General features: G+C 52.3%; 17 protein-coding genes, 1 tRNA gene and 2 pseudogenes. 8 read left to right on the top strand and 12 right to left on the bottom strand.

What is annotated here, in order from left to right; translation table 11 throughout:
• Window positions 1-728: 728 nt before the first annotated feature.
• Complete coding sequence (locus CWM53_RS20725; protein ID WP_100729416.1) at window positions 729-1,439, top strand: HGGxSTG domain-containing protein; 711 nt, start codon at window positions 729-731, stop codon at window positions 1,437-1,439.
• Window positions 1,440-1,638: 199 nt separating this feature from the next.
• On the opposite strand, the gene CWM53_RS20720 is transcribed toward CWM53_RS20725, so the two are convergent.
• The 6 genes and pseudogenes from CWM53_RS20720 to CWM53_RS20695 form a co-directional block, all read right to left on the bottom strand.
• A complete protein-coding gene (locus CWM53_RS20720; RefSeq protein ID WP_100729417.1) occupies window positions 1,639-1,848 on the bottom strand; it encodes a DUF2274 domain-containing protein in 210 nt (69 codons plus the stop codon).
• A gap of 28 nt (window positions 1,849-1,876) precedes the next feature.
• A complete protein-coding gene (locus tag CWM53_RS20715) occupies window positions 1,877-5,194 on the bottom strand; it encodes a VPA1262 family protein (protein ID WP_100729418.1) in 3,318 nt (1,105 codons plus the stop codon).
• 124 nt (window positions 5,195-5,318) lie between these two features.
• Window positions 5,319-5,917, bottom strand: a pseudogene (gene tnpC, locus CWM53_RS20710) (IS66 family transposase); the annotation flags it as partial.
• Window positions 5,903-6,237, bottom strand: a pseudogene (locus CWM53_RS20705) (transposase); the annotation flags it as partial. The pseudogenes CWM53_RS20705 and tnpC, both read right to left, overlap by 15 nt.
• Before the next feature lie 164 nt (window positions 6,238-6,401).
• A complete protein-coding gene (locus tag CWM53_RS20700; protein ID WP_100729419.1) occupies window positions 6,402-7,091 on the bottom strand; it encodes a hypothetical protein in 690 nt (229 codons plus the stop codon).
• A 14-nt stretch (window positions 7,092-7,105) separates the two neighbouring features.
• Window positions 7,106-8,488, bottom strand: coding sequence for a tyrosine-type recombinase/integrase (locus CWM53_RS20695; protein WP_100729420.1), 1,383 nt, complete (start codon window positions 8,486-8,488; stop codon window positions 7,106-7,108).
• Between the two features lie 151 nt (window positions 8,489-8,639).
• Between CWM53_RS20695 and CWM53_RS31260 the strand changes: the two genes are divergently transcribed.
• Window positions 8,640-8,711 (top strand) — tRNA-Thr (locus CWM53_RS31260).
• Between the two features lie 718 nt (window positions 8,712-9,429).
• Here the strand turns inward: CWM53_RS31260 and CWM53_RS20690 are convergent.
• Genes CWM53_RS20690 through CWM53_RS20670 form a run of 5 tightly spaced genes read right to left on the bottom strand, consistent with a single transcriptional unit; the run spans window position 9,430 to window position 13,784 of the window.
• Entirely contained in the window at window positions 9,430-10,173 is a 744-nt protein-coding gene (locus CWM53_RS20690) for an ABC transporter permease (protein WP_100729421.1), read from the bottom strand.
• Window positions 10,170-11,360, bottom strand: a complete 1,191-nt coding sequence (locus CWM53_RS20685) for an ABC transporter substrate-binding protein (RefSeq protein WP_100729422.1) — start codon at window positions 11,358-11,360, stop codon at window positions 10,170-10,172. The genes CWM53_RS20690 and CWM53_RS20685 overlap by 4 nt, the downstream gene beginning before the upstream one ends.
• Window positions 11,344-12,144: an ABC transporter ATP-binding protein gene (locus CWM53_RS20680; protein WP_008805294.1), complete on the bottom strand. Its 801-nt coding sequence runs from the start codon at window positions 12,142-12,144 to the stop codon at window positions 11,344-11,346. Before CWM53_RS20680 ends, CWM53_RS20685 begins: the two co-directional genes overlap by 17 nt.
• Entirely contained in the window at window positions 12,141-13,199 is a 1,059-nt protein-coding gene (locus CWM53_RS20675; RefSeq protein WP_008805293.1) for an acyl-CoA dehydrogenase family protein, read from the bottom strand. Before CWM53_RS20675 ends, CWM53_RS20680 begins: the two co-directional genes overlap by 4 nt.
• Window positions 13,200-13,232: 33 nt before the next feature.
• The gene (locus CWM53_RS20670; protein ID WP_008805292.1) at window positions 13,233-13,784 is read right to left on the bottom strand and encodes a carboxymuconolactone decarboxylase family protein; all 552 of its coding nucleotides are present in this window, start codon (window positions 13,782-13,784) and stop codon (window positions 13,233-13,235) included.
• 109 nt (window positions 13,785-13,893) lie between these two features.
• Between CWM53_RS20670 and CWM53_RS20665 the strand changes: the two genes are divergently transcribed.
• From CWM53_RS20665 to CWM53_RS20650, 4 genes are all read left to right on the top strand, one after another.
• Window positions 13,894-14,847, top strand: a complete 954-nt coding sequence (locus CWM53_RS20665; protein ID WP_100631400.1) for an AraC family transcriptional regulator — start codon at window positions 13,894-13,896, stop codon at window positions 14,845-14,847.
• 217 nt (window positions 14,848-15,064) lie between these two features.
• A complete protein-coding gene (locus tag CWM53_RS20660) occupies window positions 15,065-15,412 on the top strand; it encodes an AraC family transcriptional regulator (protein WP_008805290.1) in 348 nt (115 codons plus the stop codon).
• Between the two features lie 288 nt (window positions 15,413-15,700).
• A complete protein-coding gene (gene cysI, locus CWM53_RS20655) occupies window positions 15,701-17,395 on the top strand; it encodes an assimilatory sulfite reductase (NADPH) hemoprotein subunit (RefSeq protein WP_100729423.1) in 1,695 nt (564 codons plus the stop codon).
• A 1-nt stretch (window position 17,396) separates the two neighbouring features.
• Window positions 17,397-18,113 carry a glutamine amidotransferase gene (locus tag CWM53_RS20650; protein ID WP_008805288.1) on the top strand — a complete coding sequence of 239 codons (717 nt, stop codon included), beginning with the start codon at window positions 17,397-17,399 and terminating at the stop codon, window positions 18,111-18,113.
• A gap of 170 nt (window positions 18,114-18,283) precedes the next feature.
• On the opposite strand, the gene CWM53_RS20645 is transcribed toward CWM53_RS20650, so the two are convergent.
• Window positions 18,284-21,049, bottom strand: a complete 2,766-nt coding sequence (locus tag CWM53_RS20645; RefSeq protein ID WP_100729424.1) for a LuxR C-terminal-related transcriptional regulator — start codon at window positions 21,047-21,049, stop codon at window positions 18,284-18,286.
• A 252-nt stretch (window positions 21,050-21,301) separates the two neighbouring features.
• Between CWM53_RS20645 and CWM53_RS20640 the strand changes: the two genes are divergently transcribed.
• Complete coding sequence (locus CWM53_RS20640; protein WP_002889884.1) at window positions 21,302-22,261, top strand: thiamine pyrophosphate-dependent dehydrogenase E1 component subunit alpha; 960 nt, start codon at window positions 21,302-21,304, stop codon at window positions 22,259-22,261.
• A gap of 11 nt (window positions 22,262-22,272) precedes the next feature.
• Window positions 22,273-23,292, top strand: coding sequence for an alpha-ketoacid dehydrogenase subunit beta (locus CWM53_RS20635; RefSeq protein ID WP_002889881.1), 1,020 nt, complete (start codon window positions 22,273-22,275; stop codon window positions 23,290-23,292).
• The last annotated feature ends 1 nt before the right edge of the window (window position 23,293 follow it).

Genomic DNA, 23,293 nt, shown 5'->3' with positions numbered 1-23,293 from the left:
AATCCCCGCCTTTTCCAATAAACTTCGGGCCGGGTGCCACTGTGTTTTCGGTTCAGGTCTTACCATACTTACGAATGTCCGCGTTTCATAAGTACTATTGCTGTACTGTTATCCATCAGCTATTCCACTGGAGACACTGGAAGTTGGCTACGGATGTAATGCATCTCCCAGGTTTGGTATGGAATCCTTCAAGGTTTCACTATCGAAGCACTTTGCACTGACCGTCGAGTACTTCTCAAAGTTGCCCGACTGAGGTTGGTTTTTGTGGTAAATCGCGAGTATACGTCACTACCTTCCCGTTTAGAATGTGTCCTCATGTTGTGTCAATTGGCTTCCTCTAAAGCTGGGTCAGGGCATTTTATCTGGGTATTCACTGCGCAAAATTTGCGACTCTGCACAGTCAGGGTGTTGGATATGCGCAATCCAGCAAAGAAAAAATCAATAAAACAGCAAATAAAACAATTTGTTGCGTCTCGTTTAATCTGTTAAGAAACAGCTGTTTTTGCGCAAACTAAGATGCGAATTCATGGTGTTTCTTTTAATGATTTCGGAAATTAACGCTATAACGTCAGGCCAGAACCCTCATCGTGAAATACCTCGGGTTTTATTGTTCAGGCGCATAAATACTCCATGATCACCAAGGAGAACTGCACTTCATATGCTGGGATGTATTGTAAACTTCGCAATATACCCTACCCCATGAACAGTTAAGAATTGTTAAGGTTCAGATGATGAGTGACAAAGAGAAGTTGAGGTTGCTGCGATTGTATAAAGCTGTGTTGAACAGAAATCATGAGGCACGTCTTGAGTGGCGAAAGCAATGTGATGAGGGTGACAGGGGAAACCTGCTCGTCCAGATGCTGGTGGGAAGACACGAGCATCTGATATTACCACCAGAACCAGAATATGAGCCTTATCCTGATATCAGTGGCCTGCGGTGTGGTGCCAGAACCCGCTCAGGCACGGCCTGCAAAATTACAGCTATCTATTCCAACGGGCGCTGTAAATTTCACGGAGGCTTGAGTACCGGCGCGAAAACTAAAGGCGGCAGAGCGCGGCAATATGAGGGTTATTGTGCATGGCTGGAGAAACAACGGGCCAGCAAAGCTGGCAGGAAGCGAACGCGCGAATATGTCAGCGATGTGACAAGAATTGGCTCTCTCATCTTGTCGAAGATCGGTGCTAGTGAAAAGGACAGAAAGTTACAGGCAGTAGACGGTATAGGCTTACGTATGTCAGGTGGTGCGCTGGTGGCAGAGTTGCCGAACAGCCATAGCATCACGGTACGACTGACGACCACCAGCCCGCAGTATGGTGGCGCCCGATGGTGGTATGTTTGTCCGACTTGCGGGAAGAGGAAAGCTTCTCTGTATTTTCTCGACGAATCGCTGTGCTGCCGTCAGTGTGCCAGGCTTCATTATGCTAGTCAGAGTAAATAATTGGCGGCATCAAGTCATTTAAAAATAGCTTGATGGCCGTAAGTCTATATAGTATGCGGGCTTAGCCCTACTTCGGACAGCTTTGCGAGGCTGCGGCGTTGTGGGCTGGGAGCCACATAAGAGCTTCGTGATAAAAAGCCGGACCGTGCAGCCTTGGGCTGCGCGGTCGAGGGATGACCACCAGCGGAAACCGGCAGCATCAGCTTGGCATTGACGGCGCGGCCTTGCCCGCGTCCTCCTTCCTGAATCCCCGCTCCCCCGCTATGAAAGCTTCCAGTATGTGCGAAATCATCGTCGCCGCACCGACAGCCTCCCCGTAGGTCTGCGCGTGAAGCGTGGCGTAGCGGTCAAGGTCGAGGTCGGCTTTCTGGCTGGCCGGGTATGGGACCTGTTGGTAACTGTGATGGATTACGAAGGTCCCTTATTTTCGCCCTAGATCACCGTGGCTCGATTGCTCTCTGAATAATTTGATGAAGACCATGTGACCCAATCTGTTCGGGATCGCCATTTACATAAGTGAGCAGGTCTTTGCTTGAACTCCAGCGCCAAGTTGAGGGGCTGATTCGTTCTATAATTTCTTCGCTTTCAAGCAGAAGTTCATTCAACAGTGGTAACTCATCAGGCACCAATGTTTTAATCCTACGAGCGAGCGCATAGAGCCAGAGGTTTACTTGGTGCGCATTGTTGTAGGATTTACAGCTTATCTGCGCGCTCATCGGCCGCCTTATGGTCCGAGCCAGTGCATCAAAGACATTCCTAAGTTCTCTGACAATCTCCACTAGATCTGCTGAGACTAGGTATTTGGTCGCAATAGCCAGCTCATCGGTGAATGCACCGTCCGCATCTAGAGTAAAATAGAGACTCTCATTCTTGAGTGCTGTACGCCATTGGGTAGTCAGCTCTGTCAACCACTGATGGGCAACTTGAGTGATATCGATTGTTCTTTTTTCCAGCATGGGTACGAGCATGGATTCAAGAATCCAGGGCGTGAAATGGTGTAGCCTGCCGAGGCGTCCCCGAACAGGTTGAAGAATATCCTTGAGCTCATCGTCCGCGAGAGGAGCCTTTAACGATTGGATTAAACAAGCGATGAGTTGTGGTTTAATCTCCGAATTAAGGTAGTTGGCTTCGTTGATCAGCCAGCACAAAATGATACGTCGAACAGTGGCTGATTCGATATGGTCGATTTTTGAAAGGGCTTCAATTCCCCAAACTCCCCTGTTAAGGGCGTTTTCAAGAGCATGAAGCCCTATCCAGATTATTACACTCACATTGCTCTGCAAAAGCGCATCAATTTGCTCATGATGCTTGTCAAAGCTGACGCACAAACAAATATGCTTAAGGGCTTCAACCACAAGCGCGTGAGTACGAGGAGACTTGATTGGTTCAGAGAATATTGTGTTTAACCAAGATACCAACTGCTTTGGAGCTTGCGACCATAGGAGTTGTATGGAGTAGTAATCGCTCCATGAGGTATCTACGGGTGAATATGTGAATGTACTGAACGGATCATTTTTTGAAAGCAGTAGTGCTGTAAGTCCCTGTGAACAGTAGTGTTCAATGTCAAGTTGTTTTTTTGTGAGACGTGGTTGCAGTGCTTTTGCTCTGGAGGGAGAGATGTGCTCCAACAGTGCAACCTTCACAAGTTCGGATAATACTGATTGCTCCTTGTTGTAGAGGCTACCTGCATAGCGACCAGCCGGGGAGTTGGCTATGACATAACCAAGGGCATCCCAAGCTGAGTGGAAATCTGCTATTGGCAACCCTTCAGTCCAGAATTTGGCGGGAAGAGCGTCAAAGCGATCTCCGTCAAGTTTCCCATCCTTAATATATCCTTTAGCACTCATCTGCTCCATGAGTACAGCTCCTGACAAGTTTGAAAGCTGCTCATCATCAAGCCACCAAGCTAGCACGCTACCAGCGCATGGTAGCTCAGCAAATGAGGAATTGTGATTTAGTCCTTTAGGCTTCTCCTCCTCACATGGGCTAATATCGGCAGAATTGAAAATTATTCTTGTAGGAAGGTGGGGATTACCCTCTCCATAGAGTGTACTTTGGATAATCTGATCAACGTACTCAAATACTTGCGGAATCACGTCCAGAGGAATAGGGGTTACCAATAGAGGATGTTTCTCGCTGGCCCTCTGAACTGAATTGGAAAGATGGTACCCAGCTAACGGCTGACCATTGGCTGAGCGAATGAGGATCATGCGGTCGTGGAGTTTTTTATCTGGTACTGAGAGTATTTTGAGGCAAACACTTCCAAAGTAGCCATTATTCCAACCTGAACATCTCGCTAGAAGATTTTCAACACGGTTGGGCTCATCGGCCTCTTTTATGCTGTCATCATTCGACATTTTTTCCGTCGTGATGACAAGGTAATCAGCAGTAGCAGTGCCCAGTCGGTTGAGAAGCTCAATCCCTACATCCTCCATAAATGGGTCGATCCAAGCAATTTTCGCGTCGTGGTGCCGTTCGAAAATACCTTTGAGCCAGTCTATCAACTCGAGACGGCTCATACCGCTGCTGTCGTTGAGAGTAGGAAAGAACCGTCCGTCGGATTTCTTGGGGCATAACTGTTTGACTCTGTTCTGGATGAGCCAGTTGAGTGGAACCCATGGATCATCCGCATACCCGCCCATTTGTGACCGAGACGGACGACTAATAGCACGCCCAATCTGTCCTGCTGTCTCCAGTCTGGCCCTTTCCCTTTTCGGTACTTTTTTTGCCAACCATTCGAATTGGTAGTTTGCCCTAATGGGTTCGACTAACTGCATGTTGAGATTCATTTCGCGCACAAATTCTGCGCCGGTTTGAAGCAGGAGGAATGATTGCTCACCATTTATTCCAAGCGCATAAACCTCCATTGTATAAGCTGTGCTAGCTTGGTCCTGAAACACTTTGAGTTCAAATGTGTGATGGAGAGGGTATGAAGCATTCTTGCTGAGGTTGGCGATATAAGAGGACTGAAGGCCACCATCACTGTACGCCTTGACAATAACCAACAGATCGGAAGGTTCCCGGGTTAGTGGTTCGAATAGCGTCAGAGATGACTGCTGCCCCTTCAAAGATACGTCATACTTGCTGCGCTCTGAAGCATTGAGCCCAGGAGCACAGATGAACTCAAAGTCTCCAATTCGCCAAGAGTCAATTGTGGAGAAATCTAAGCCAGTATCTGCATCCAATACTTGGCATGCAAATTTGGCAATCTTCATGTCATATCCTTCCAACACACTGAATAATTTTGCTTTTTCTCTTGGAGAAATTGCGCCGCTGTCAACACTGGAATAGCTGGTCGGGCTTAGCCGATTAGTTTGAAATCTATAATAATCGCGTGTCGGCAAATGCATTACAGGGCGAGTGATAGGATTCACACAAAATGTACTTGTTCCTATCGCCTTAGCCAATTTGTCGCTGATATTCAGCCCGGAGAATTGGCAAGATTTCTGAAACGTCTCTCCGCAGATGAAGTGCTCAAGGAAAGTCCTCAGTCTCTCGGTAGAGGTATGAAGTGTCAAGGCGTGAGTTCTGACTGAGCAATTCTCAGTAAGTGGCATTTTGGAACTAACGCTCCCGCTCCAACTGTTTGATTGGTAGTTTCCTGATAGTGACCGACCATACAGAAAACGTAGTTCACTTGAATCTTCCCACTCGATCTCCAATAGCCAGATTTGGCTTACAGTGAGATTTTGATCATCTCCGAACAAGTCATATAGCCTAGAGTCTGAAAGCAACGCGCACAGTGGACTCGTCATAGGGTCTCCTTTGTAGTGCTAAGTAAAAAGTGGATATCGATATGTGGCGCTGGCTGGAAGTAGACTGGCCCCCTGAATCTCCAGACAGTTGGTATCACTTAAGTTAGTGATAGTCGGCACCCTCTGCATAGTACGTCAGTGCCGGCCACTGATACAGGGCGTACGCGAACGCCTTCGCCAGCTCTGAGTGCCTTGAGAGCGTTTTCATCTTTTCACGCAGCCAGCTTTCCAGGGCTTTCAGCTGTGGTTTAGCTTTTTGCTGACGTTCAGCAAGGCGCTGTTCTGTCTGCATTCCCCTTATTTCCGCCTCAACGGTATACAGCTCGCCGATACGTTTCAGGGCTTCCTCCGTCAGCACTGACGGGGTGCGGACGTGTGCGTCGTGGATCTTGCGGCGGGCGTGAGCCCAGCAGGCTGCTTCCGTTATTTTTCCATTGCGGTACAGCTCGTTGAACCCGGCGTACGCGTCCGCCTACAGCACGCCGCTGAAGCCGGCAAGATGGGTCTGCGGATGGAGGCCTTTTCTGTCCGGGCTTTAAGCAAACCACACCGCTGGCGCGACTGCTGAGCCGGCGTTGCGATCATCACGAACGTATGTCCACAACCGCCCAGTTTTCTTATTACCCGGCAGCAGCACCGGGACGGGGTATCATCGGCATGGAGTTTGCCGCCGGTCAGGACATAGTTATGAAGCGCCTCTTCCAGCGGAGACAGCAACCGGCAATCCGGATAGTGCAGCGGAACGCCCATCAGGGAGAAAATGGAATCAATGAACCCCTGAGCAGCCCGCAAGGTCAGCCGGAATACGTGTTTAATCACCAGAACGGTAGTAATGGCAAGGTCAGAATAGCGCTGAGGTCTTCCGCGTGCTGAAGGCGTTGCAGACTCATACCATGCCTGAACAGCCTAACCAACTAGCCAGGAAGCGAGGGAGCCGCGATTGATAAGTGCTTTGTTGTAAGTGCGCCAGTTGTTGATTCTGAACTTCTGCTTTGCCACGGAACGACCAGGGTTGTCAGGGGATGTGTGATCTGATCCTTCAACTCAGCAAAAGTTCGATTTATTCAACAAAGCCACTTAGATGCTGTTTGGGTTTTTTATTTCATTATCAGATTTTCGTTCGTTATCGACTGGTTGGTTTAATAGTGTTATAAAGCATAGCTGAACCAGCTCAAATCTGAGCTAATACAAATATTCAATAATATTATTATTGATTTTTGATTTTCCCTTTGCTTCTCATGTTTTTCCATCGATATTCAAAAGTTTCCTTGCGGCTGAACTCACTGGATAGTATGTTCCATACTTCGTTTTTGATTCCCTGCTTGCCGTTTTCTTGGTAGATCTTCAATGGTTCATGTCCTAAATCTGTAATGGTTTTAAGAATAAGTATTTCGTGATATTGAGCCATGCTGGTTTTTTTATCTTCTCCATTTTTACTTGCGGAGGGAAAATAGTCATTTATCTGTTTTTTTAATTCTATTCTAGTCGATTCCCGAAGCTTATCCATTTCCTTTTTATAATGCCCCGCATACCTTTCTTTCGCTTTTTTTATATTGCCGCTTTCGTTAATTTCGAGTCTTTCGATATCTTCACATTCTTTTTCTATCTTCGTGATTAATCCAAATCCGAAAAAATCAATATCAACAAGAAAATCAACTAAATCATCTCGTTCGCATGGAATAGAAATGGCCGGTTTTGTGTAATCTCCTGTTGGATGATCAATTAAATCATGAAGCTCCTCTTTTGTTAACGAATCTCTTATCTCTTTGTTTATTTCTGAAGGAGGTGTTACCCATATACCATCTTCCTTTAAGGTCATTCCTGGTGCAGGCCAATCGTTACAATCACAAGGTTCTATATCAAAGATCATCATAATGTCGATAAATCGGACTTTCATTTTTAAATTCTCGTTTATGAGTTTTCAACCAAACGGATATGTGTTTTTTCTTTTTCAGGTGTAACAAAAAGTATCCCGGCCTGTTCAAGTACCCACTCTTCAATCTTTGTATGCCATTTGCGCAATAAATCTATTGGTCTGCGACGGTAGTGCTTTTCAGCTAACGCGCTGGGTTTGTGGCCCATGATTTGAGCAACAATCCCTACAGGTACTTCAATCCATTCGGAAAGAGTCCCGAAAGATCTTCTTAATCCATGCAGGCTGATGTGTGGTAAGCCTGCATTTTCCAATGCCCGATTATGTGCAAGGCGAGGTTCTTTGATACGCCCATCAGTGCTGCGGGCACTGGCGAAAACGTAGGGGTTATCTGTTATGCCATCGTTCAACTTTTGACGTGGTAAACTGTGAGCCAACATTGAAACATATGGCGTCAGCGGTATAACCCTTTCTCCCTCAATTTTGTCCCTGATAGTCATACTGTGCCATTTAAAATCAATGTCATTCCATTTTAGGTTCGCCAGTTCTTCTCGGCGAGCGCCAGTCAGCAGTAGGATTTGTAGGTAGTTGGAAATTGTCTGGTTGCTGAGTTGCTGCACTGCAGCGAACCAGTTGGCTAGTTGTTCTCGTTGCAAGCAATCATCTTTAGTTTCAGCACGAGCTAAGTGCTCTTTTACTTCATGAGACTGGCATACGTTTTTGTCCGCCAACCCAGACCATGGGCTTTGTTCAAGCCAAGATAAAAAAGCACGCAGCAACCGATAAGCGTGAGCTGCAACACTGGGACGTTCATTACTTTCATATTGTAGCCACTCGGCGAGTTTAGCCGCATTTAGTTCTTTGAGACGCAAGGGCATTAAAGAGGCTAGGGGGCCTGCAACCGTTTTACCCTTACCTCGGGTCTTTGATTTTCCACCAGGGGTAGAGAGATTGAAATGGTCGGTGATGTAGCGAGGTGAGCGTAGTTTGCCCGTTTTTGGGCTGCGAGTAGTTTTCAGGTGTTCTATGTAAGCCGACCATGCAACCTGAAGCGTAGTAGTTTCTCGTTCTGCCTGCCTGAACTTTTCTTCTGCCGCTTGACGACGTTCCTCTTTGGCTTCTCGTGGATCTATACCTGTATCGCACAGAGCCTGTAAGCGACGAGCTTCCTTACGGGCATTATTCTCTGAGCTATCTGCGGGGCCATCCAGACGCCACACTTTTACACTGCCGATAGTTATTCTCAATGACTTACCATGGACCCTGCTTTGGAATATGAATGCCTTATCTCCTGTTGCAGTAATCCGTAACCCTAGACCTGGCACCTCACTGTCCCAGTAGAAGGTTTGTGCTTTGTTGGCGTCAGCTTTGGCTTTGTCGATAACACTGGTCGTAAGTTTGATGCGGTTAGAGTTAGACATTAATTTTCACTCGATTACACGAACTTTCATGTAAGCTATATGTAAGCATTTGACGGGTATTAAGGTCAATGGTTATCCATGCAAATACATCTGTGATTTTATTTAATTTATTGTTCTTATTGTATTTTTATATTTTAATCAACGTTAATGAATAAAAATAAATGATTGTTTTTTCGCATTCGTAATGCGAAGGTCGTAGGTTCGACTCCTATTATCGGCACCATTTCAATCAAAAAGTTACATAAGCCACTGTCTTTAAAAACCTGTTTGGGGTTACGCCTGGGTTACTTTTCCCCCCGCAACCAACGCACTTAAGCTCACTGTTCTTATCGCTGAACCAGGGCATCAAAACTGCCATACACTGTTCTGGATAGAGACCCCCACGATGCGATGTTTAAAAAGACTGTAGCTTCGATATGAAGTGTCTTATGGCATGCATACGCTTTTATATATCCAGCCTGAAAAAATATTTTTTATAAAATATCAATAAATTAATAGCATTTCATTTCTTAAAAAAACGTTAAACATGTTTAGAATTGTTAAGGTTAAAATCGAGTTTTTATCACAGGAACGCTCTCTCTTGTATCTAACAGAAGAGTTAGGGTTTCGAAGAGGTTTATTGCCTGATCAGGTTTCAGAGGGACCGCCAGAAAGCCGGTCCTGTAAGAGAGTCATTTCAGCTCCAGCGCTGTTATAACATGGTAATAGCCTTCCTGTGTTTAGAGCGCCGTTGCTTACACAAAGCGGATAGTTCGGGGTCAGTCCAGCAGGCTTGCCGGGCTATATCTGTGGGAAGGTACAGCCTCGAGTTCAGATGCGTACGCCGCAAGGTGGCTGGGCTGACCCAATCCATGCAAGCACCGTCCCTGATTTCCATGCCGATGGGCTGGTACGCTACGGCATGCCGAGAACATTCGCCCTCGGCAGAGGGTTAAGGGCGATCAGGCGCTAATCGTATGGATAAAATACCTGGCCAGCCAGTCCATCAAAAAGCCGATCGCGCCAATAGTCACAATCACCGCCATCAGGGCGGAATAATCCAGCCGGTCGCGAGCATCAAGGATGGCATATCCCAGCCCTGAGCTGACCCCCAACATTTCACAAGGCACCAGCACAATCCACAGGATGCCGATGGCCAGCCGGACGCCGGTGAGAATATGGGCGCGAACACCGGGCAGAATAATATGCCAAAGCGTTTCCCGGCGCGTCGCGCTCAACGAACGGGCCAGCAGCAGCCAGCCGGGCGGCAGTTGCCTGACGCCGCTGGCGGTATTGAGCAGCACCGGCCACACGGCGGCAAAGCTAAGCAAGAACCAGATCGGCCGATCGCCGATCCCCAGCAGCATCACGGCGACGGGCATCCACGAGAGCGGCGAGATCATGCGCAAAAACTGCAGAGCCGGCATCGCCAGGCGTTCGCTTGCCGCCGAGCAGCCCATCAGCAAGCCGCACGGGATACCGACGATCAGCGCCAGCCCCAAGCCAACCGCCACCCTCGACAAGCTGATGGCAATATTGCGCGCCAGCTCCCCCTGGGCAAGCATCTCCTGAAGGCTACGCAAGGCGTTTTCCGGCGCGAATAGCCCGGCCATTCCGCCGGCAAAGTGAGTGATTGCCCCCCAGATCAGCAGCAGCAGCGCCAGACCAGGCAGCGCCCAGCCAATACGGATTAAAATCGGTTTCATGGTGCGATCGTTTCCTCACGGTCAAACTCGCCGTCGGGAAGACCAAACGCGGTCATACCGCCGGCGCGGACGATACTTTGACGCACAAAATCCGACGCTACCAGATCGGCGGCGACTTGCTGCCCGTTGAGTCGGGCGAGAAAATCGCTATTGCCCTCCATCACCGTCTGCTTTAGCTGGTCGGTGAGCGATGCGAAATAGCTGGCGTACGGCCATGGCTGGAAATCAATCCGCTGCTGGTGCCACGCATCGTGGCGGATAGCGCCGTCCTTTTGCCAGCTAGCCTGCATCGCTGGCGTCGGCAACAGCACCTGGCGAAGCACGTCGGCGTCGTGTGGGGTATAGCGATGTTCATCGCTGTGCGACAGCAATTGGGCCGTTTCCGCCCGGTGCTGGCGGATCCACTGCTGGGCGTTAACCAGCGCGTCGGTCACGCTCTGGCTCCATGCCGGGCGCATGCTGAGATCGCTTTCGTGCATCATGACCACGCAGCAGGCGTGGTTTTGCCAGACATCGCCGGTAAAGCGCAGGATCCGCCCGACATGGCGTGTTTCGGCTAGCGCGTTAAAGGGCTCAGCGACGATAAAACCCTGAATCTGCCCGGCCGCCAGCGCGGGCACCATATCCGCGGGTGAAAGTACCAGCAGGCGAACCTGTTTTTTCCCCGGCGCGCCGGTGACTGTCTGCAGCCCGGCGCTGCGCAATATTTGCTGCAGCACCACGTTGTGTATTGAGTACCAGAAAGGTACGGCGACGGTTTTCCCCTCCAGCTCTTCGACGCGGCTAATTTGCGGCGCTACGGTCAGCGCCGAACCGTTGGTATGGTTCCAGGCCACCACTTTGGCCGGCAGCTTCGCCTGGTAGCGCGCCCAAATCGTTACCGGCGAAAGCATATGAATCACGTTCACCCGGCCGCCGATAAATGCCTCTGTCAGTTGCGACCAGCTGCGGAACATCACCGGACGCTCGGCTTTCACCCCGGCCTTGTCGAACAGGCCCAGCCCGTGCGCCACCAGCAGCGGCGCCGCGTCGACGATCGGCAGATAGCCGACTCTGACCGGCGCGTCCGGTTCAGCGGCGGCGCGCGCCTGCTGTTGCATTACCAGCGGTAGTGCGGCTCCAGCGCTCTGCAGCGCGCTCAATTTCAGAAAGTCGCGGCGCGACATCGCATCACACATCAGGCACATAGCGTTTCTCCGCATCGGTATCCGCGCGCACATCACGCAGTTTCTTCAATATGTCCAGCCGCAGGGCAGCGAGCGCCTCCAGCGCATTATCACGCGGATGCGGGATCTGTGGGCGCCATTCGCCCATCAGGCGGCCCGGAGCGCCGCCCAGCAAAATAACCCGGTCCGCCACCAGCAGCGCCTCATCAATATCATGGGTAATCAGCAGCGCCGACATCCGGTGTTGATTCAGCACGGCGATCAGCAGCCGCTGCATATCATGGCGGGTGACTTCATCCAGCGCGCTAAACGGCTCATCAAGCAGCATCACTTTCGGCCGCCGCGCCAGACATCGGGCTAGCGCCACGCGCTGTGCCATCCCGCCGGAAAGCTGGGTCGGTAGCTTGCTGAGATGGGTAATCAGACCGACCGACGCAATCGCCTGCCGCACGCGTTCCTGACGTTCGTGCGCCTCAAGCCGCGGCTGATGGCGGAAATCGAGGCCAAAAGCGACATTCTGTTCCAGAGTGCGCCAAGGCAGCAGCGTGGGGTCCTGGAAAGCCACCGAAAGGTGGGGATGCGGGCCGTCCAGCGGCTGGCCGAGGTAGTTCACCTCTCCAGCCAGCGGCTTTTCCAGCCCGGCGAGGATCCGCAGCAGGCTCGACTTCCCGACGCCGCTGGCTCCCACTACGGCGACAATTTCATTTTCCGCCAGCGAAAAGTTGAAATCCTGCAGCAGGCGGGTCGTTGCCTGCCCGCGGTGATACCCCACCTCAAGGTGGCTGGCATGCAGTAACACGCTCATGCCGGCAGCCTTGCCAGCTGCTGTTTCAGCTGCACAACACTGGGGGTGACCAGCGGAAGGAAAGCACATTCGCGCCAGCGGCGCGCGGTCCGATCGCCCTGCGGCGATAGATAGGCCCGCCCTCCCGCGAGCATGAGTTCCAGCTGTATGCCGTTTATCGCCAGTTCGACCAGCCCGATACGTAGCCGGAACAGTTCACCGGGCTGCTGTACAAAGCGCTGGCTTTCCACACCGGCGTAAAGGTCGCTGCGGATCTGGCGATAGCGCTGTGCCAGCGTCTGCCATTCCCCGCGCAGCACATGGCCGTCGCTTAATCGGTCGCGGCACTCGTCAAGAATACATTCGGCCAGCCCTAGCGCCATGCCGCACTGCAAACCGAGAAAACGCGGGCGCACCGCGGGCAAAAACGTCCGGGCGGCAGAATGGATCACCCCGTCTTTTTCCAGCGCGACATCGTCAAAGTGCAATGCCGCCGTGGCGCTGCCCTGCATCGCCATCAGCGCAAGATCGGCAGAGCGCGACACGCCGGCAAGGCCGGATCCGATGCTGGCGATGAACGGTTCACCGCCGCCAACAGGCTGAACAACCGTCACCGCCTGGAAACCGCGGGTTTGTAAATTGGTAACCCAGTGAAGCTGCCCGGAGAGCCGCCAGCCCCCCTTCCCGTCAGCTACGCCGCCGATCTGCAGCTCTTCGAGCCCGGAGAGGAATTTCATCGCGTTGGATAAACCCGTCGCCCCCGCCAGCTGGCCGGCCAGCAGATCGGGCAATATGCGATCGCATAACGCGCTCTGTGGCGCCTGCGTCAGGATGTCGATATAGGTACGGTGTCCCCAAAACATAAACGCCGCCGTCAGCGAATGGCGGGCTACCGCGCTAATGGCATCAATCGCATCCAGCAGCGTACCGCCGCTGCCCCCGAGCGCCGGCGCGATCCCGATACGAAACAGGTTCGCTTGCGCCAGCTTTAGCAATAACGCGTGGCTAAGTTCACTGGAACGGTCGAGTTCCGCCGCCCGGTCGTCAAGCCACTCGCGTAATGAATGATGTAGCATGCGTACTCTCCTTCAGCAGAGAACGGGCCAGATTTAGTCGGACCAGGCCCACGGACTTAGCTCGGTATTGAGCGGCGTTTGCGCCAGGCTATTGGCGAAGTTGCACAGCGTGGCCAAGCTGACGCCGAGGATCACATCCAGCGCCTGGCGCTCGCCGTAACCCGCCGCGCGAAACCCCTGCCATGCCGCCTCGCTAACCGCGCCACGCGTGGCGATGACTTCGCGTGCGAAGCTGGCAATGGCTTCAAGATGCGGGTCTGGCAGCGGCTGCCGCTTGCGTAGCGCCTGTAAATCGGCCGGAGGCATGATCTTTTTCTTTTCGACCGTTGCGCTGTGTCCCGCCACGCAAAAACCGCAACCATGGACAGTTGCAGCAATTAATTGCACCGTTTCTCGTTCCGCTGCGGATAGACTGTTATTATTATTTATAGCACCAACTGTTATATATGTTTGCAGCGCCTGCGGCGAATTAGACAGCGCCAGTAATAAGTTGGGAATAAATCCTGAAGAACGCCGGGCATTTTCCAGATAAGTTTTTGATTCCTCTGGAGCAGTTGCCAGGGTCTGCAAGGTAATTCTTGTCATAATTAGCCTCCTGTTAAATTACAATCAGTATGTTTTTATTGAACATGGGGAGCAATACTGATAAAAAGTTGATTATTGTTCATTCGTCCTTTATTTATTCTTTTTTACTATGCTAAATAGCGAATGGTTATTAGATAATCTGAGCATTGAGAACTCCGTTTTCCATGTGGGCAAGTATTGCGGCTCGTGGAAAGGCGGCACTTCGGGCAGTGGAAAGGCCAGCTATCACCTGGTGATGGAGGGGCACTGCTGGCTGCATTGCGCCCAGCATTCCAGCGCGTTACGTCTTGAAAAAGGCGATATGGTTTTTATTTTACAGGATTGTCCATTCGTTCTTTCCTCCCATGAAAATGCGCAAAGCGCCTACCGCGCGCCGGTGCAGGAAATGCAGCCGCTGACTTACAAAGATGAGACCAGCACCGCATTAGCCTGCGGTTTTATTACCTTTAAAACCACCATTAGCCAGATGCTGTTGAGCTTTTTGCCGCAGGTTATCGTATTTAAAGCACAGGACGACCGGTCCGGCTCCATCGGCAAACTGGTGGCGGTGATTAATCGGGAAGCGACACAGACGGCGCTACGCAGTGAAAAGCTTATCGCTTCGCTGACGGAATTACTCTTTTTTATGGTGATCCGCCACTATTTATCCAGCCATACGGTGAAGACGCCGTTGGATAATATTCCGCTGACAACAGAATTCCTCAATCTGATGGCGGAGATTGTCTTGTTTCCGGCACGCTCCTGGACGGTGGAAGCCATGGCGCGCGCATCGGGCCTGTCGCGCTCGTGGTTTATTCAGCGCTTTAACCAGGTTTCGCCGCTGCCACCTGCAGAAATTGTGCGCCATATTCGCATTGCACTGGCCTGCCAGCACATCGCCGGCGGTGTAAGCCTGACGCAGAGCGCGGAACGAGTCGGCTATCTATCCCAGGCCGCGTTTAATCGCGCATTTCAACGCATCACAGGGGTCACCCCCGGCCGCTACAGTCAGCAGTGCCGGGACAACGCCGCCGCTCAGCAATTTCACGGCCGGAATTATCTGCAGATAAACGAAATCGTTTAACTCACCCCTGCTGCGGCATGGTTGATTGCGATCGGCCATGCTTCAGGCCATACTCTGCTGTGCGAGCGGAAATGACGCCGACAAAACGCCTGCGCTAAAATCTCGATCATCACGGACTCGTAATACTGTTATCCATAAAAACCACAATATTGTATATTTCGTTTTGTTTTAAATTACCTACAATAAAAAAGATATAGTTAAAAAAGAAGTAGTATCTATGCAACACCATGTTCAACTCTCCGACAGCATAATATCCAACAGCCAGACATTGGTGAATTCCGCCATACAATATATTTATCAAAATATAAAAAATAACATTTCAGTTTATGATATTTCTGAATATCTGCAAGTTTCCCGGCAATATGTGCATCGCATTTTCAAAAAACAAACCGGAATGACCGTCAACACCTTTATCAGCCATAAAAAAATCGAATATGCGATGATGGATATCATCCTCGGTATTGAAGATGCCGACTCGGCCTACCTTAAATATAATTTCAAAAGTAAACATGCGTTTATCAATCAGATTCAGCATCTATATCCATACCACTCCTGCCTTACATAGCCTGCCGGCAGTCGCAGCACATAAAAAATAAATCGCTGCGCGCTGCCCCCCAATATCACTGCCTCCCTGATACCATCTATCGGCGATGCGCTCAACCATTAGCAAAATAATCGCTAACGAATAGCGGAAAAATAACTCAGAACGAATAATAATTAATTATAATCAGTGGTTATAACAACTGTTATATCGATTAACAAAAAAACTGTTCATGTTGGTGAAGGATCCGCTGTGATGTAATTCACTGGTATTTTCGGGTGAATTAACCCGCACTCTGTTGAGAACACTATAATGAGCAATGATGAATTTTCGGATAATGAACGATTGAAACAGCAGAGCCAGCTTCTGCGCGGCACGATTAAAGAAGATCTGCATAACGAATTAACCGGCGGATTTCTCGGCGATAACTTTCAGCTGATCCGCTTCCACGGTATGTACCAGCAGGACGATCGCGATATTCGCCAGGAAAGAGCGGCGCAAATGCTGGAACCGCTGCATACGGTGATGCTGCGGGTGCGTTTACCCGGCGGGATCATCAGCCCGCAGCAGTGGCTGGGGATTGACGAGTTTGCGTCGCAGCATACGCTTTACGGCAGCATCCGCATCACCAACCGCCAGGCACTGCAGCTACACGGCGTGCTAAAACGCAATATCAAGCCGGTTCATCGGCTATTGCATCAGCTGGGTCTCGATTCGCGGGCGACGGCGGGCGACGTCAACCGTAACGTGCTGTGTACTTCAAATCCGGTGGAGTCAAGGCTTCATCATCAGGCTTACGAGTGGGCTAAAAAGATATCGGAGCATCTGTTGCCGAAAACAAACGCCTATGCCGAAGTCTGGCTGGACGGTGAAAAGATCGCACAGCCGGAAGAAGAACCCATTCTGGGCAACAACTATCTGCCGCGCAAATTTAAAACCGCGGTGGTCATTCCGCCGCAAAACGACGTCGATTTACACGCCAACGATCTTAACTTTATCGCTATCGGCGACAATGGGCAGTTGACGGGCTTCAACGTGCTTGTAGGCGGCGGCCTCGCGATGACCCACGGCGATCAGAGTACCTATCCGCGCCTGGCGACGGAGCTGGGGTATATTCCTTTGAACGCTACGCTGGCGGTTGCCACCGCCGTTGTCGCCACCCAAAGAGACCTGGGAAACCGCGCAAATCGACGCAACGCTAAAACAAAATATACTATCGATCGACTCGGCATTGAGGTGTTTAAAGCGGAAGTCGAGCTGCGGGCAGGCTTGGCATTCCAACCGCTGCGCCCTTACGCTTTCAGCAGTCGCGGCGATCGTATCGGCTGGGTCGAAGGGATCGACGGTAAGCACCATCTCACCCTGTTTATCCCCAGCGGCAGGTTGATTGATAAGCCCGGCAAGCCGCTCAAATCGGGCCTGGCCGCCATCGCCGCCGTCCACACGGGCGATTTTCGCTTAACCCCCAATCAAAATATCATTATCGCCGGCGTCAGCGAGCGCAACCGAGCACAGATTAACGCACTGGCGCAGCGCTATTCCCTGATTGATGACACGGTATCGCCGCAGCGAAAAAGCGCGATGGCCTGCGTCTCCTATCCCACCTGTCCGCTGGCGATGGCCGAGGCCGAACGCGTGCTGCCGGACATCGTCGATCGCCTTGACGCTATCTTAATACGTAACGGGATTGCCGATCGGGACGTGATATTTCGCGTCACCGGCTGCCCTAACGGCTGTGGCCGGGCGATGCTGGCCGAAATCGGCCTCGTCGGCCGTGCCGTGGGCCGCTATGACATATACCTCGGCGGCAACCGCGAGGGAACGCGTATTCCTCGCCTCTATAAAGAGAACCAGCCGCTTGAGGAGATTATCCGCGACCTTGACGCGTTACTGAGCGCCTGGGCGCAGGCGGCTAACCCGGATGAGGCGTTCGGCGACTTTGCGATACAGACGGGGATTATTCGCCCGGTACTGAACTCCAGCATCGACTTTTATCTGCAGGATTAAGATGGCCAGGCCGTTGGCGATTATTCAAATGGGCGATCCGCCGGCGGTCATCCGCCAGGAGGCAGGCGAGCAAAGCCGATGGTTCGTTCAGGTGCTCGCCTTAAACCGCGGGGAGTACCGGGTTTTTCGCCCGGATCGCCATGAGCTCCTGCCCGCTATCGACACAATCTGCGGCGCCATCATCAGCGGCTCCTGGGCGATGGTCACCGACCGGTTGGCGTGGAGCGAGGAGACCGCGCAATGGATACGCCTCGCCCACGCCCTGAACCTGCCATTGCTTGGCGTCGGCTATGGCCACCAGCTGATTGCCCACGCGCTGGGAGGGCTGGTTGCGGATAACCCGCAGGGGAGTGAACACGGGCTTCAGCTGATCCAGATCGCCGAAAACAGCACTGCCCCGCTGCTAACGACATGTCCCGGTCGCTTCGCGGCCTGGCTTTCTCACCGGCAAACCGTGCTACGGCCGCCGGAAGGTGCCAGCGTACTGGCTTTTTCCACCCGGGACGTCTGCCAGATTCTGCGCTATAGCGACACGGCGTATTCGGTGCAGTTCCACCCGGAATTTACCTGGGATATTATGGCCGCCTGCCTCAAACAGTGCGGCGAAGGGTTGGAAATGGCCGAGATGTCCGGCGAACCAGCCTGGCCACAAGAACTGCTCAGGCGCTTCTATTATCTCTGGTGCAAGGATAATGCCCCCCGCTTATGCCAGTCATAAGCATGAGAAAACGGTTTAATTGATCTCCTCCCGGAAAACAGTACCACTCTACATCAAGATAAAAGCCTCTCTGGGTTTACACCAGGGTTGCTTTCCCCTTGCGTCGCCCCCTTAAACTCAACGCACTTATCGCTGAGCAAGGACATCAAAACTGCCCCCTCTTCAAACCGTTAATCCAGTAATTTCATCTCCAGCGCCCGGCTCATCGCTTGAGTGCGACTATTCACTTTGAGCTTCGCGTAGATATTTTTGATGTGCCATTTGACCGTCTCGGCAGAAATAGCGAGGGAGCGAGCAATTTCTTTATTCATCTGACCTTCAGCGATCAGTTGTAATATCTGCAACTCTCGCTCGCTCAGCTCGCCATGAATATCGGGGCTTCCACTATTAAACGGTGTTCCATCTGCAGGCGCGCGCTTGCCGGCCCAGGGTTCATGGATTATCCCTTCCTCTGTACAAGCCAAAGAGGAATCGTTCATACCGATAAGCAAAGGTTGCAAGGTATCGCCAGCGTCAAGAAAGAGCCCCTTGAGATGCTGTTGTTCAGCCAGCTGCACGACTGGCTGAAATGTCGTGCGCGCAGCGACAGTTTTGCCACTGTTCCACAAGGCTAATGACCAGAGCGTACGCAGACGCGCTGCGGTTAACCCGTCCCCCCGGCTTTCCTGATCAGAGACCATGTCAGCCAGGAGAATACAGGCTTGCGGCGCCTGGCCTCTGGCGAGAAGAAGGCGACAGTGGCTAAGGGATGCAGACAGAGCGATAGCGCGTTGACAGGGATGTTCGGCATCCATTCGGAAGCTGGCGGCCATTTGTTCAAGTTGTCGCTGCAGTTGCTCTGCGCCTGTGACATTGCCGCGCTGCAGCCGCACTCTCACCTGCTCGGCTAACATCATGGCCTGGAGCCGTTGCCAGCCGCGAGACACGGCAAGACGCTGCGCATGCTCCAGCAATCGCTCGGCCTCATACGGCATATCGCCATCCAGGGCCTGACGCGCGAGATAGGTATAGCAACGACGCAGCGCGTCGGGTGGACTGAATCGGTCGATGAATTCGAGCCGGTCGGCTAACAGATGATCGGGCGAGTCACCACTCTGACATTCATAGGCTATCTCCGCCAGCAGCGGCGCCAGCGTCGCGCCACTGGTCGACTGGGTACCGGTATAACATTCAGCCTGACGCAACGTTTTCTCTGCGTACCACCCGGCTTTTCCCAGATCACCCTGACAAAGATGACACTGGGCAATGATAAAAGCGCGATATACCGAGACAAACAGATTATCTAAAGGACTTTCCGGAGAGGGCATATGCTGTTGAACCTCCAGCGCGTCGTGATAGCGCTGGTTAACAACATGGCAATAGCTGAGAATATTGCATATCAGACCATCAACCCAGGTGTCGCCGCAGGGCACTTCGGCCAGCAACGGCTGAACAATAGCCAGACTCTCCGGGATGTTTTCCGCAAAGGCTTCGCAAATTGCCCGTACAACCCGCAATTTACACCAGGTACTGCGGGTTAAATCCTCACGATGATGAAGTACCATCTGATCGAGGTTATCAAGCAGCTGCCTCGACTCATCAAAGTGGAAATAATGCGCCAGTGCCCAGGCCAGATTAATTTGCAGGTCAATGCGCGAAGGATCGGTGCTGGGTGGTAAATGATGCATCCATGAAATCAGGGTATCGATATCCCCTTCTTCCGCCAGTGACTGAGCGCTTGCGCCGTCCTGCCCGGGGCTATGCACCGGCTTGCCTGCGCTGAGCGCATGGCGTACCGCCTCAGACCACAGTTTCTGTTCGACGAACCAATGACTGGCTAATTCATGTAGCTGTTTGCGATCAATATCGTTGTTCTGCTGCAGCATGGCCCGAAGATTTTCCTGCAACAGAGGATGGTAGCGGAACCAGTAGCCTTGTTCGTCAAGGGCTGACAAAAAAAGGTTGTGTCGCTCAATCCATGCCAGCATCGCTTTACTATCATCTCGTCCTGTCACTGCGTTGCATAATTCGGCATTTAACCGACTGAGGAAGGACGTTTTTACCAGGAAATCGAGAACCTCTTCCGGCAGCGGATCCAGTACCACCTCTTTCAGATAGCGGGCAATGGACCGTGTTCCTCCATGCATATTGCGCAACAGATGCTCGGGATCATGCTGTAATTCTGCGGACAATGAAGCGATCTTCATCCCTGCAATCCAGCCCTCTGTCACGGACTGTAGCCGCTGTGCATGGTGGTTGCTGAGGGGTAGCGCAACCGTGCGGCTAAAATAGTGTTTTGTTTCTTCGAGCGTGAATTGCAGGTCTCGATCATAGATTTCCACCAGTTGGTCCTGGGCCTGCAGCTGGCTCAGCGCAAGATTCGGGTGGAAACGGCTGCCAATGATCAGATGCAAGGCGGCAGGCGCATGCTTGATTAAATACCCCAGGGCTTCATAGACCCCGCGATCGTTAATCACGTGGAAGTCGTCGATAATCAGGTACACATCATGCGGGCAATAGTGTAGCTGGTTAATGAGCCCGGCCAGCAGTTGCTCGGAGCTGGAGAGCTTCTGTTCTTCCATGTCACGCCAGAAATCGGCGTCCCAGTCAGCATAGAGTGGACGCAATGCTTGCAGCAGATAAGGAATAAACTGCCATACGTCATCATCATCCTCATCGAGGCTCAGCCAGGCGATACGTTCCCCGTGGGCGACCATCTGCTGATGCCATTGCGCCAACAACGTGGTTTTGCCAAATCCAGCGCCGGCACAAACAACGCCCAGCCGGCACTGCTGAACGGGACTGAGAAGCTGAAGAAGCCGGGGGCGCTCCAGCAATTGTATTGAGGAGCGAGGCGGGACGAATTTGGTCAGGATTAGCGGCAAGCCTCGCGTCAGCCGCAATGGCCCGGAGACCAGTGAGGGTGATTGGCGACCTTCTAAATCCGATGGCTTCATCCGTGGTGTCTACTCGTTTTGTTTTTTTCAATTGTACGCCAGCCCCCGGGATGACATGGGGCGGCCAAACTTTATTGCTACACAAAATTTAGAAAGTTTGACCTCAAGCATGAAAACCCCCACCTACCCCCCCATGAAGGTGGCTTCGCACTCCCTTTAACCGCTCGTAGATTCATTGCATGGGTGTGGCCAGGGTTATCCGCCTTGTCTGTTGGCCCCGCCTGGGTGACCTTTATTGAGGAGAATTAAACGATGCTCAGCAAACAGGCGTTATTGCAGGCTTACCGCAAGATGCGGGAGATCAGGACCTTTGAAGAGCGGTTACATCAGGAAAATACCAGCGGTGATATTCCGGGCTTCATTCACCTTTACACCGGTGAAGAGGCCATCGCGGTGGGGGTCTGCGAAAATTTAACGAGCGCAGATTTCATTGGTTCAACACACCGTGGACATGGCCACTGTATTGCTAAAGGTTGTGACATTCACGGCATGATGGCCGAAATATTCGGTAAGGACAGTGGGTTATGTCGCGGTAAGGGTGGATCGATGCACATTGCCGATCTGTCGAAAGGAATGCTGGGGGCGAACGCTATCGTTGGGGGAGCCCCTCCACTGGCCATCGGCGCCGCGCTAACAGCAAAGACGCTAAAAACCGGCAACGTCGGTGTCTCTTTTACGGGCGATGGTGGTTCTAATCAGGGCCTGGTCTTTGAAGCCATCAATATGGCCGTCGTGCTCCAGCTTCCAGCCGTCTTTATTTTCGAGAACAACGGTTACGGCGAAGGGACCGGCCATGACTACGCCGTGGGTGGGCGTGATATCGCCCGGCGCGCCGCTGGCTTCGGCCTGCCGGCAGTGACCGTCGATGGCACCGATTTCTTTGCCGTTTATGAGGCAACCTCAGAGGCGGTCAAGCGTGCGCGAGAAGGCGGTGGCCCAAGCGTCATTGAGGCCAAAGCCTTCCGCTGGCATGGTCATTTTGAGGGCGATCCCGCGCTATACCGCGCGGAAGGTGAAGTGCAACGCCTGCGTGAACAACATGATCCGCTGAAGATTTTCACCGCTAAGGTCAAGCAGCATATCACCCAGGAAGAACTGGCGGCGATTGACGAGGAAGTAGAAGCCCTGGTCAACGATGCCGTATTGAAGGCCCGCGCCGCTGCCTACCCGGCTCCGGAAGACCTGCTGACAGACGTGTACGTCTCATACTGAGGGTGATAACCATGACAATAAAAACCTATCGTGAAGCGGTCAAGGAAGCCCTGGCTCAGGAAATGGAACGCGATGAACGCGTGGTGCTCATCGGTGAAGACTTGCGTGGCGGTCATGGCGGAAATGCGCCCGAAGAGGCGAAGATTGAAGCCTTTGGCGGTGTGCTGGGTGTCACTAAAGGGCTGTGGACGCAGTTCGGCTCCGATCGGGTTATCGACACACCCATTACCGAGTCGGCCATCATCGGTATGGCGGCCGGCGCCGCAGCAACGGGTCTGCGGCCGGTCGCGGAACTGATGTTCATGGATTTTTTTGGTGTGAGTCACGATGCACTGTATAACCAGGCGGCTAAGTTCCGCTACATGTTTGGTGGTAAAGCCAGAGCTCCGCTGGTGATGCGAGGGATGATAGGCGCGGGGTTTTCCGCCGCGGCCCAGCATTCACAGTCACCCTATAATATCTTTGCCACCACGCCTGGACTGAAGGTGGTGGTGCCCTCGACGCCTTATGACGTCAAGGGTCTGTTAATCCAGTCCATTCGCGACGACGACCCGGTGGTATTCTGCGAGCATAAAATGCTGTACGACCTCAAGGGCGAGGTACCGGACGAGATCTATACCATCCCGCTAGGTGTAGCCAACTACACTCGCGAAGGAGAGGACGTCACCATCATTGCGTTGTCGGCAATGGTACATAAAGCAAACCAGGTGGCGGACAAACTGGCCAGAGAGGGGATCTCGGTCGAGGTGGTCGACCCGCGAACCATTTCGCCGCTGGATGAGGAAGGTATTCTGGAATCGGTGGCTTCCACAGGGCGGGTAGTGATTGTCGACGAATCCGCTGCACGCTTCGGTTTTGCTCATGATGTCGCGGCGCTGATTGCGTCCCAGGCATTCCATTTTCTCAAAGCGCCCGTTCTGCTGGTGACACCGCCACACACGCCGGTCCCGTTCTCCCCTGCTCTCGAAAAACTCTGGATCCCTGGCGTTGAACGTATCGAAGCCGCCGTCCGTCAAGTGCTGGAGGATTAAC

The sequence above is a fragment of the Klebsiella sp. A-Nf5 genome, from assembly GCF_002810545.1.
In the GTDB taxonomy this organism is placed as follows: Bacteria; Pseudomonadota; Gammaproteobacteria; order Enterobacterales; family Enterobacteriaceae; genus Klebsiella; species Klebsiella variicola.
Note: the sequence above shows the minus strand (reverse complement) of the source record. Positions and strands in the feature narration are given on the sequence as shown.

Bases quoted from the DNA above. Each gene is read 5' to 3' on its own strand.
- CWM53_RS20725 (WP_100729416.1), top strand. From the start codon at position 729: ATGATGAGTGACAAAGAGAAGTTGAGGTTGCTGCGATTGTATAAAGCT.
- CWM53_RS20715 (WP_100729418.1), bottom strand. From the start codon at position 5,194: ATGACGAGTCCACTGTGCGCGTTGCTTTCAGACTCTAGGCTATATGAC.
- CWM53_RS20700 (WP_100729419.1), bottom strand. From the start codon at position 7,091: ATGAAAGTCCGATTTATCGACATTATGATGATCTTTGATATAGAACCT.
- CWM53_RS20695 (WP_100729420.1), bottom strand. From the start codon at position 8,488: ATGTCTAACTCTAACCGCATCAAACTTACGACCAGTGTTATCGACAAA.
- CWM53_RS20690 (WP_100729421.1), bottom strand. From the start codon at position 10,173: ATGAAACCGATTTTAATCCGTATTGGCTGGGCGCTGCCTGGTCTGGCG.
- CWM53_RS20685 (WP_100729422.1), bottom strand. From the start codon at position 11,360: ATGTGCCTGATGTGTGATGCGATGTCGCGCCGCGACTTTCTGAAATTG.
- CWM53_RS20680 (WP_008805294.1), bottom strand. From the start codon at position 12,144: ATGAGCGTGTTACTGCATGCCAGCCACCTTGAGGTGGGGTATCACCGC.
- CWM53_RS20675 (WP_008805293.1), bottom strand. From the start codon at position 13,199: ATGCTACATCATTCATTACGCGAGTGGCTTGACGACCGGGCGGCGGAA.
- CWM53_RS20670 (WP_008805292.1), bottom strand. From the start codon at position 13,784: ATGACAAGAATTACCTTGCAGACCCTGGCAACTGCTCCAGAGGAATCA.
- CWM53_RS20665 (WP_100631400.1), top strand. From the start codon at position 13,894: ATGCTAAATAGCGAATGGTTATTAGATAATCTGAGCATTGAGAACTCC.
- CWM53_RS20660 (WP_008805290.1), top strand. From the start codon at position 15,065: ATGCAACACCATGTTCAACTCTCCGACAGCATAATATCCAACAGCCAG.
- cysI (WP_100729423.1), top strand. From the start codon at position 15,701: ATGAGCAATGATGAATTTTCGGATAATGAACGATTGAAACAGCAGAGC.
- CWM53_RS20650 (WP_008805288.1), top strand. From the start codon at position 17,397: ATGGCCAGGCCGTTGGCGATTATTCAAATGGGCGATCCGCCGGCGGTC.
- CWM53_RS20645 (WP_100729424.1), bottom strand. From the start codon at position 21,049: ATGAAGCCATCGGATTTAGAAGGTCGCCAATCACCCTCACTGGTCTCC.
- CWM53_RS20640 (WP_002889884.1), top strand. From the start codon at position 21,302: ATGCTCAGCAAACAGGCGTTATTGCAGGCTTACCGCAAGATGCGGGAG.
- CWM53_RS20635 (WP_002889881.1), top strand. From the start codon at position 22,273: ATGACAATAAAAACCTATCGTGAAGCGGTCAAGGAAGCCCTGGCTCAG.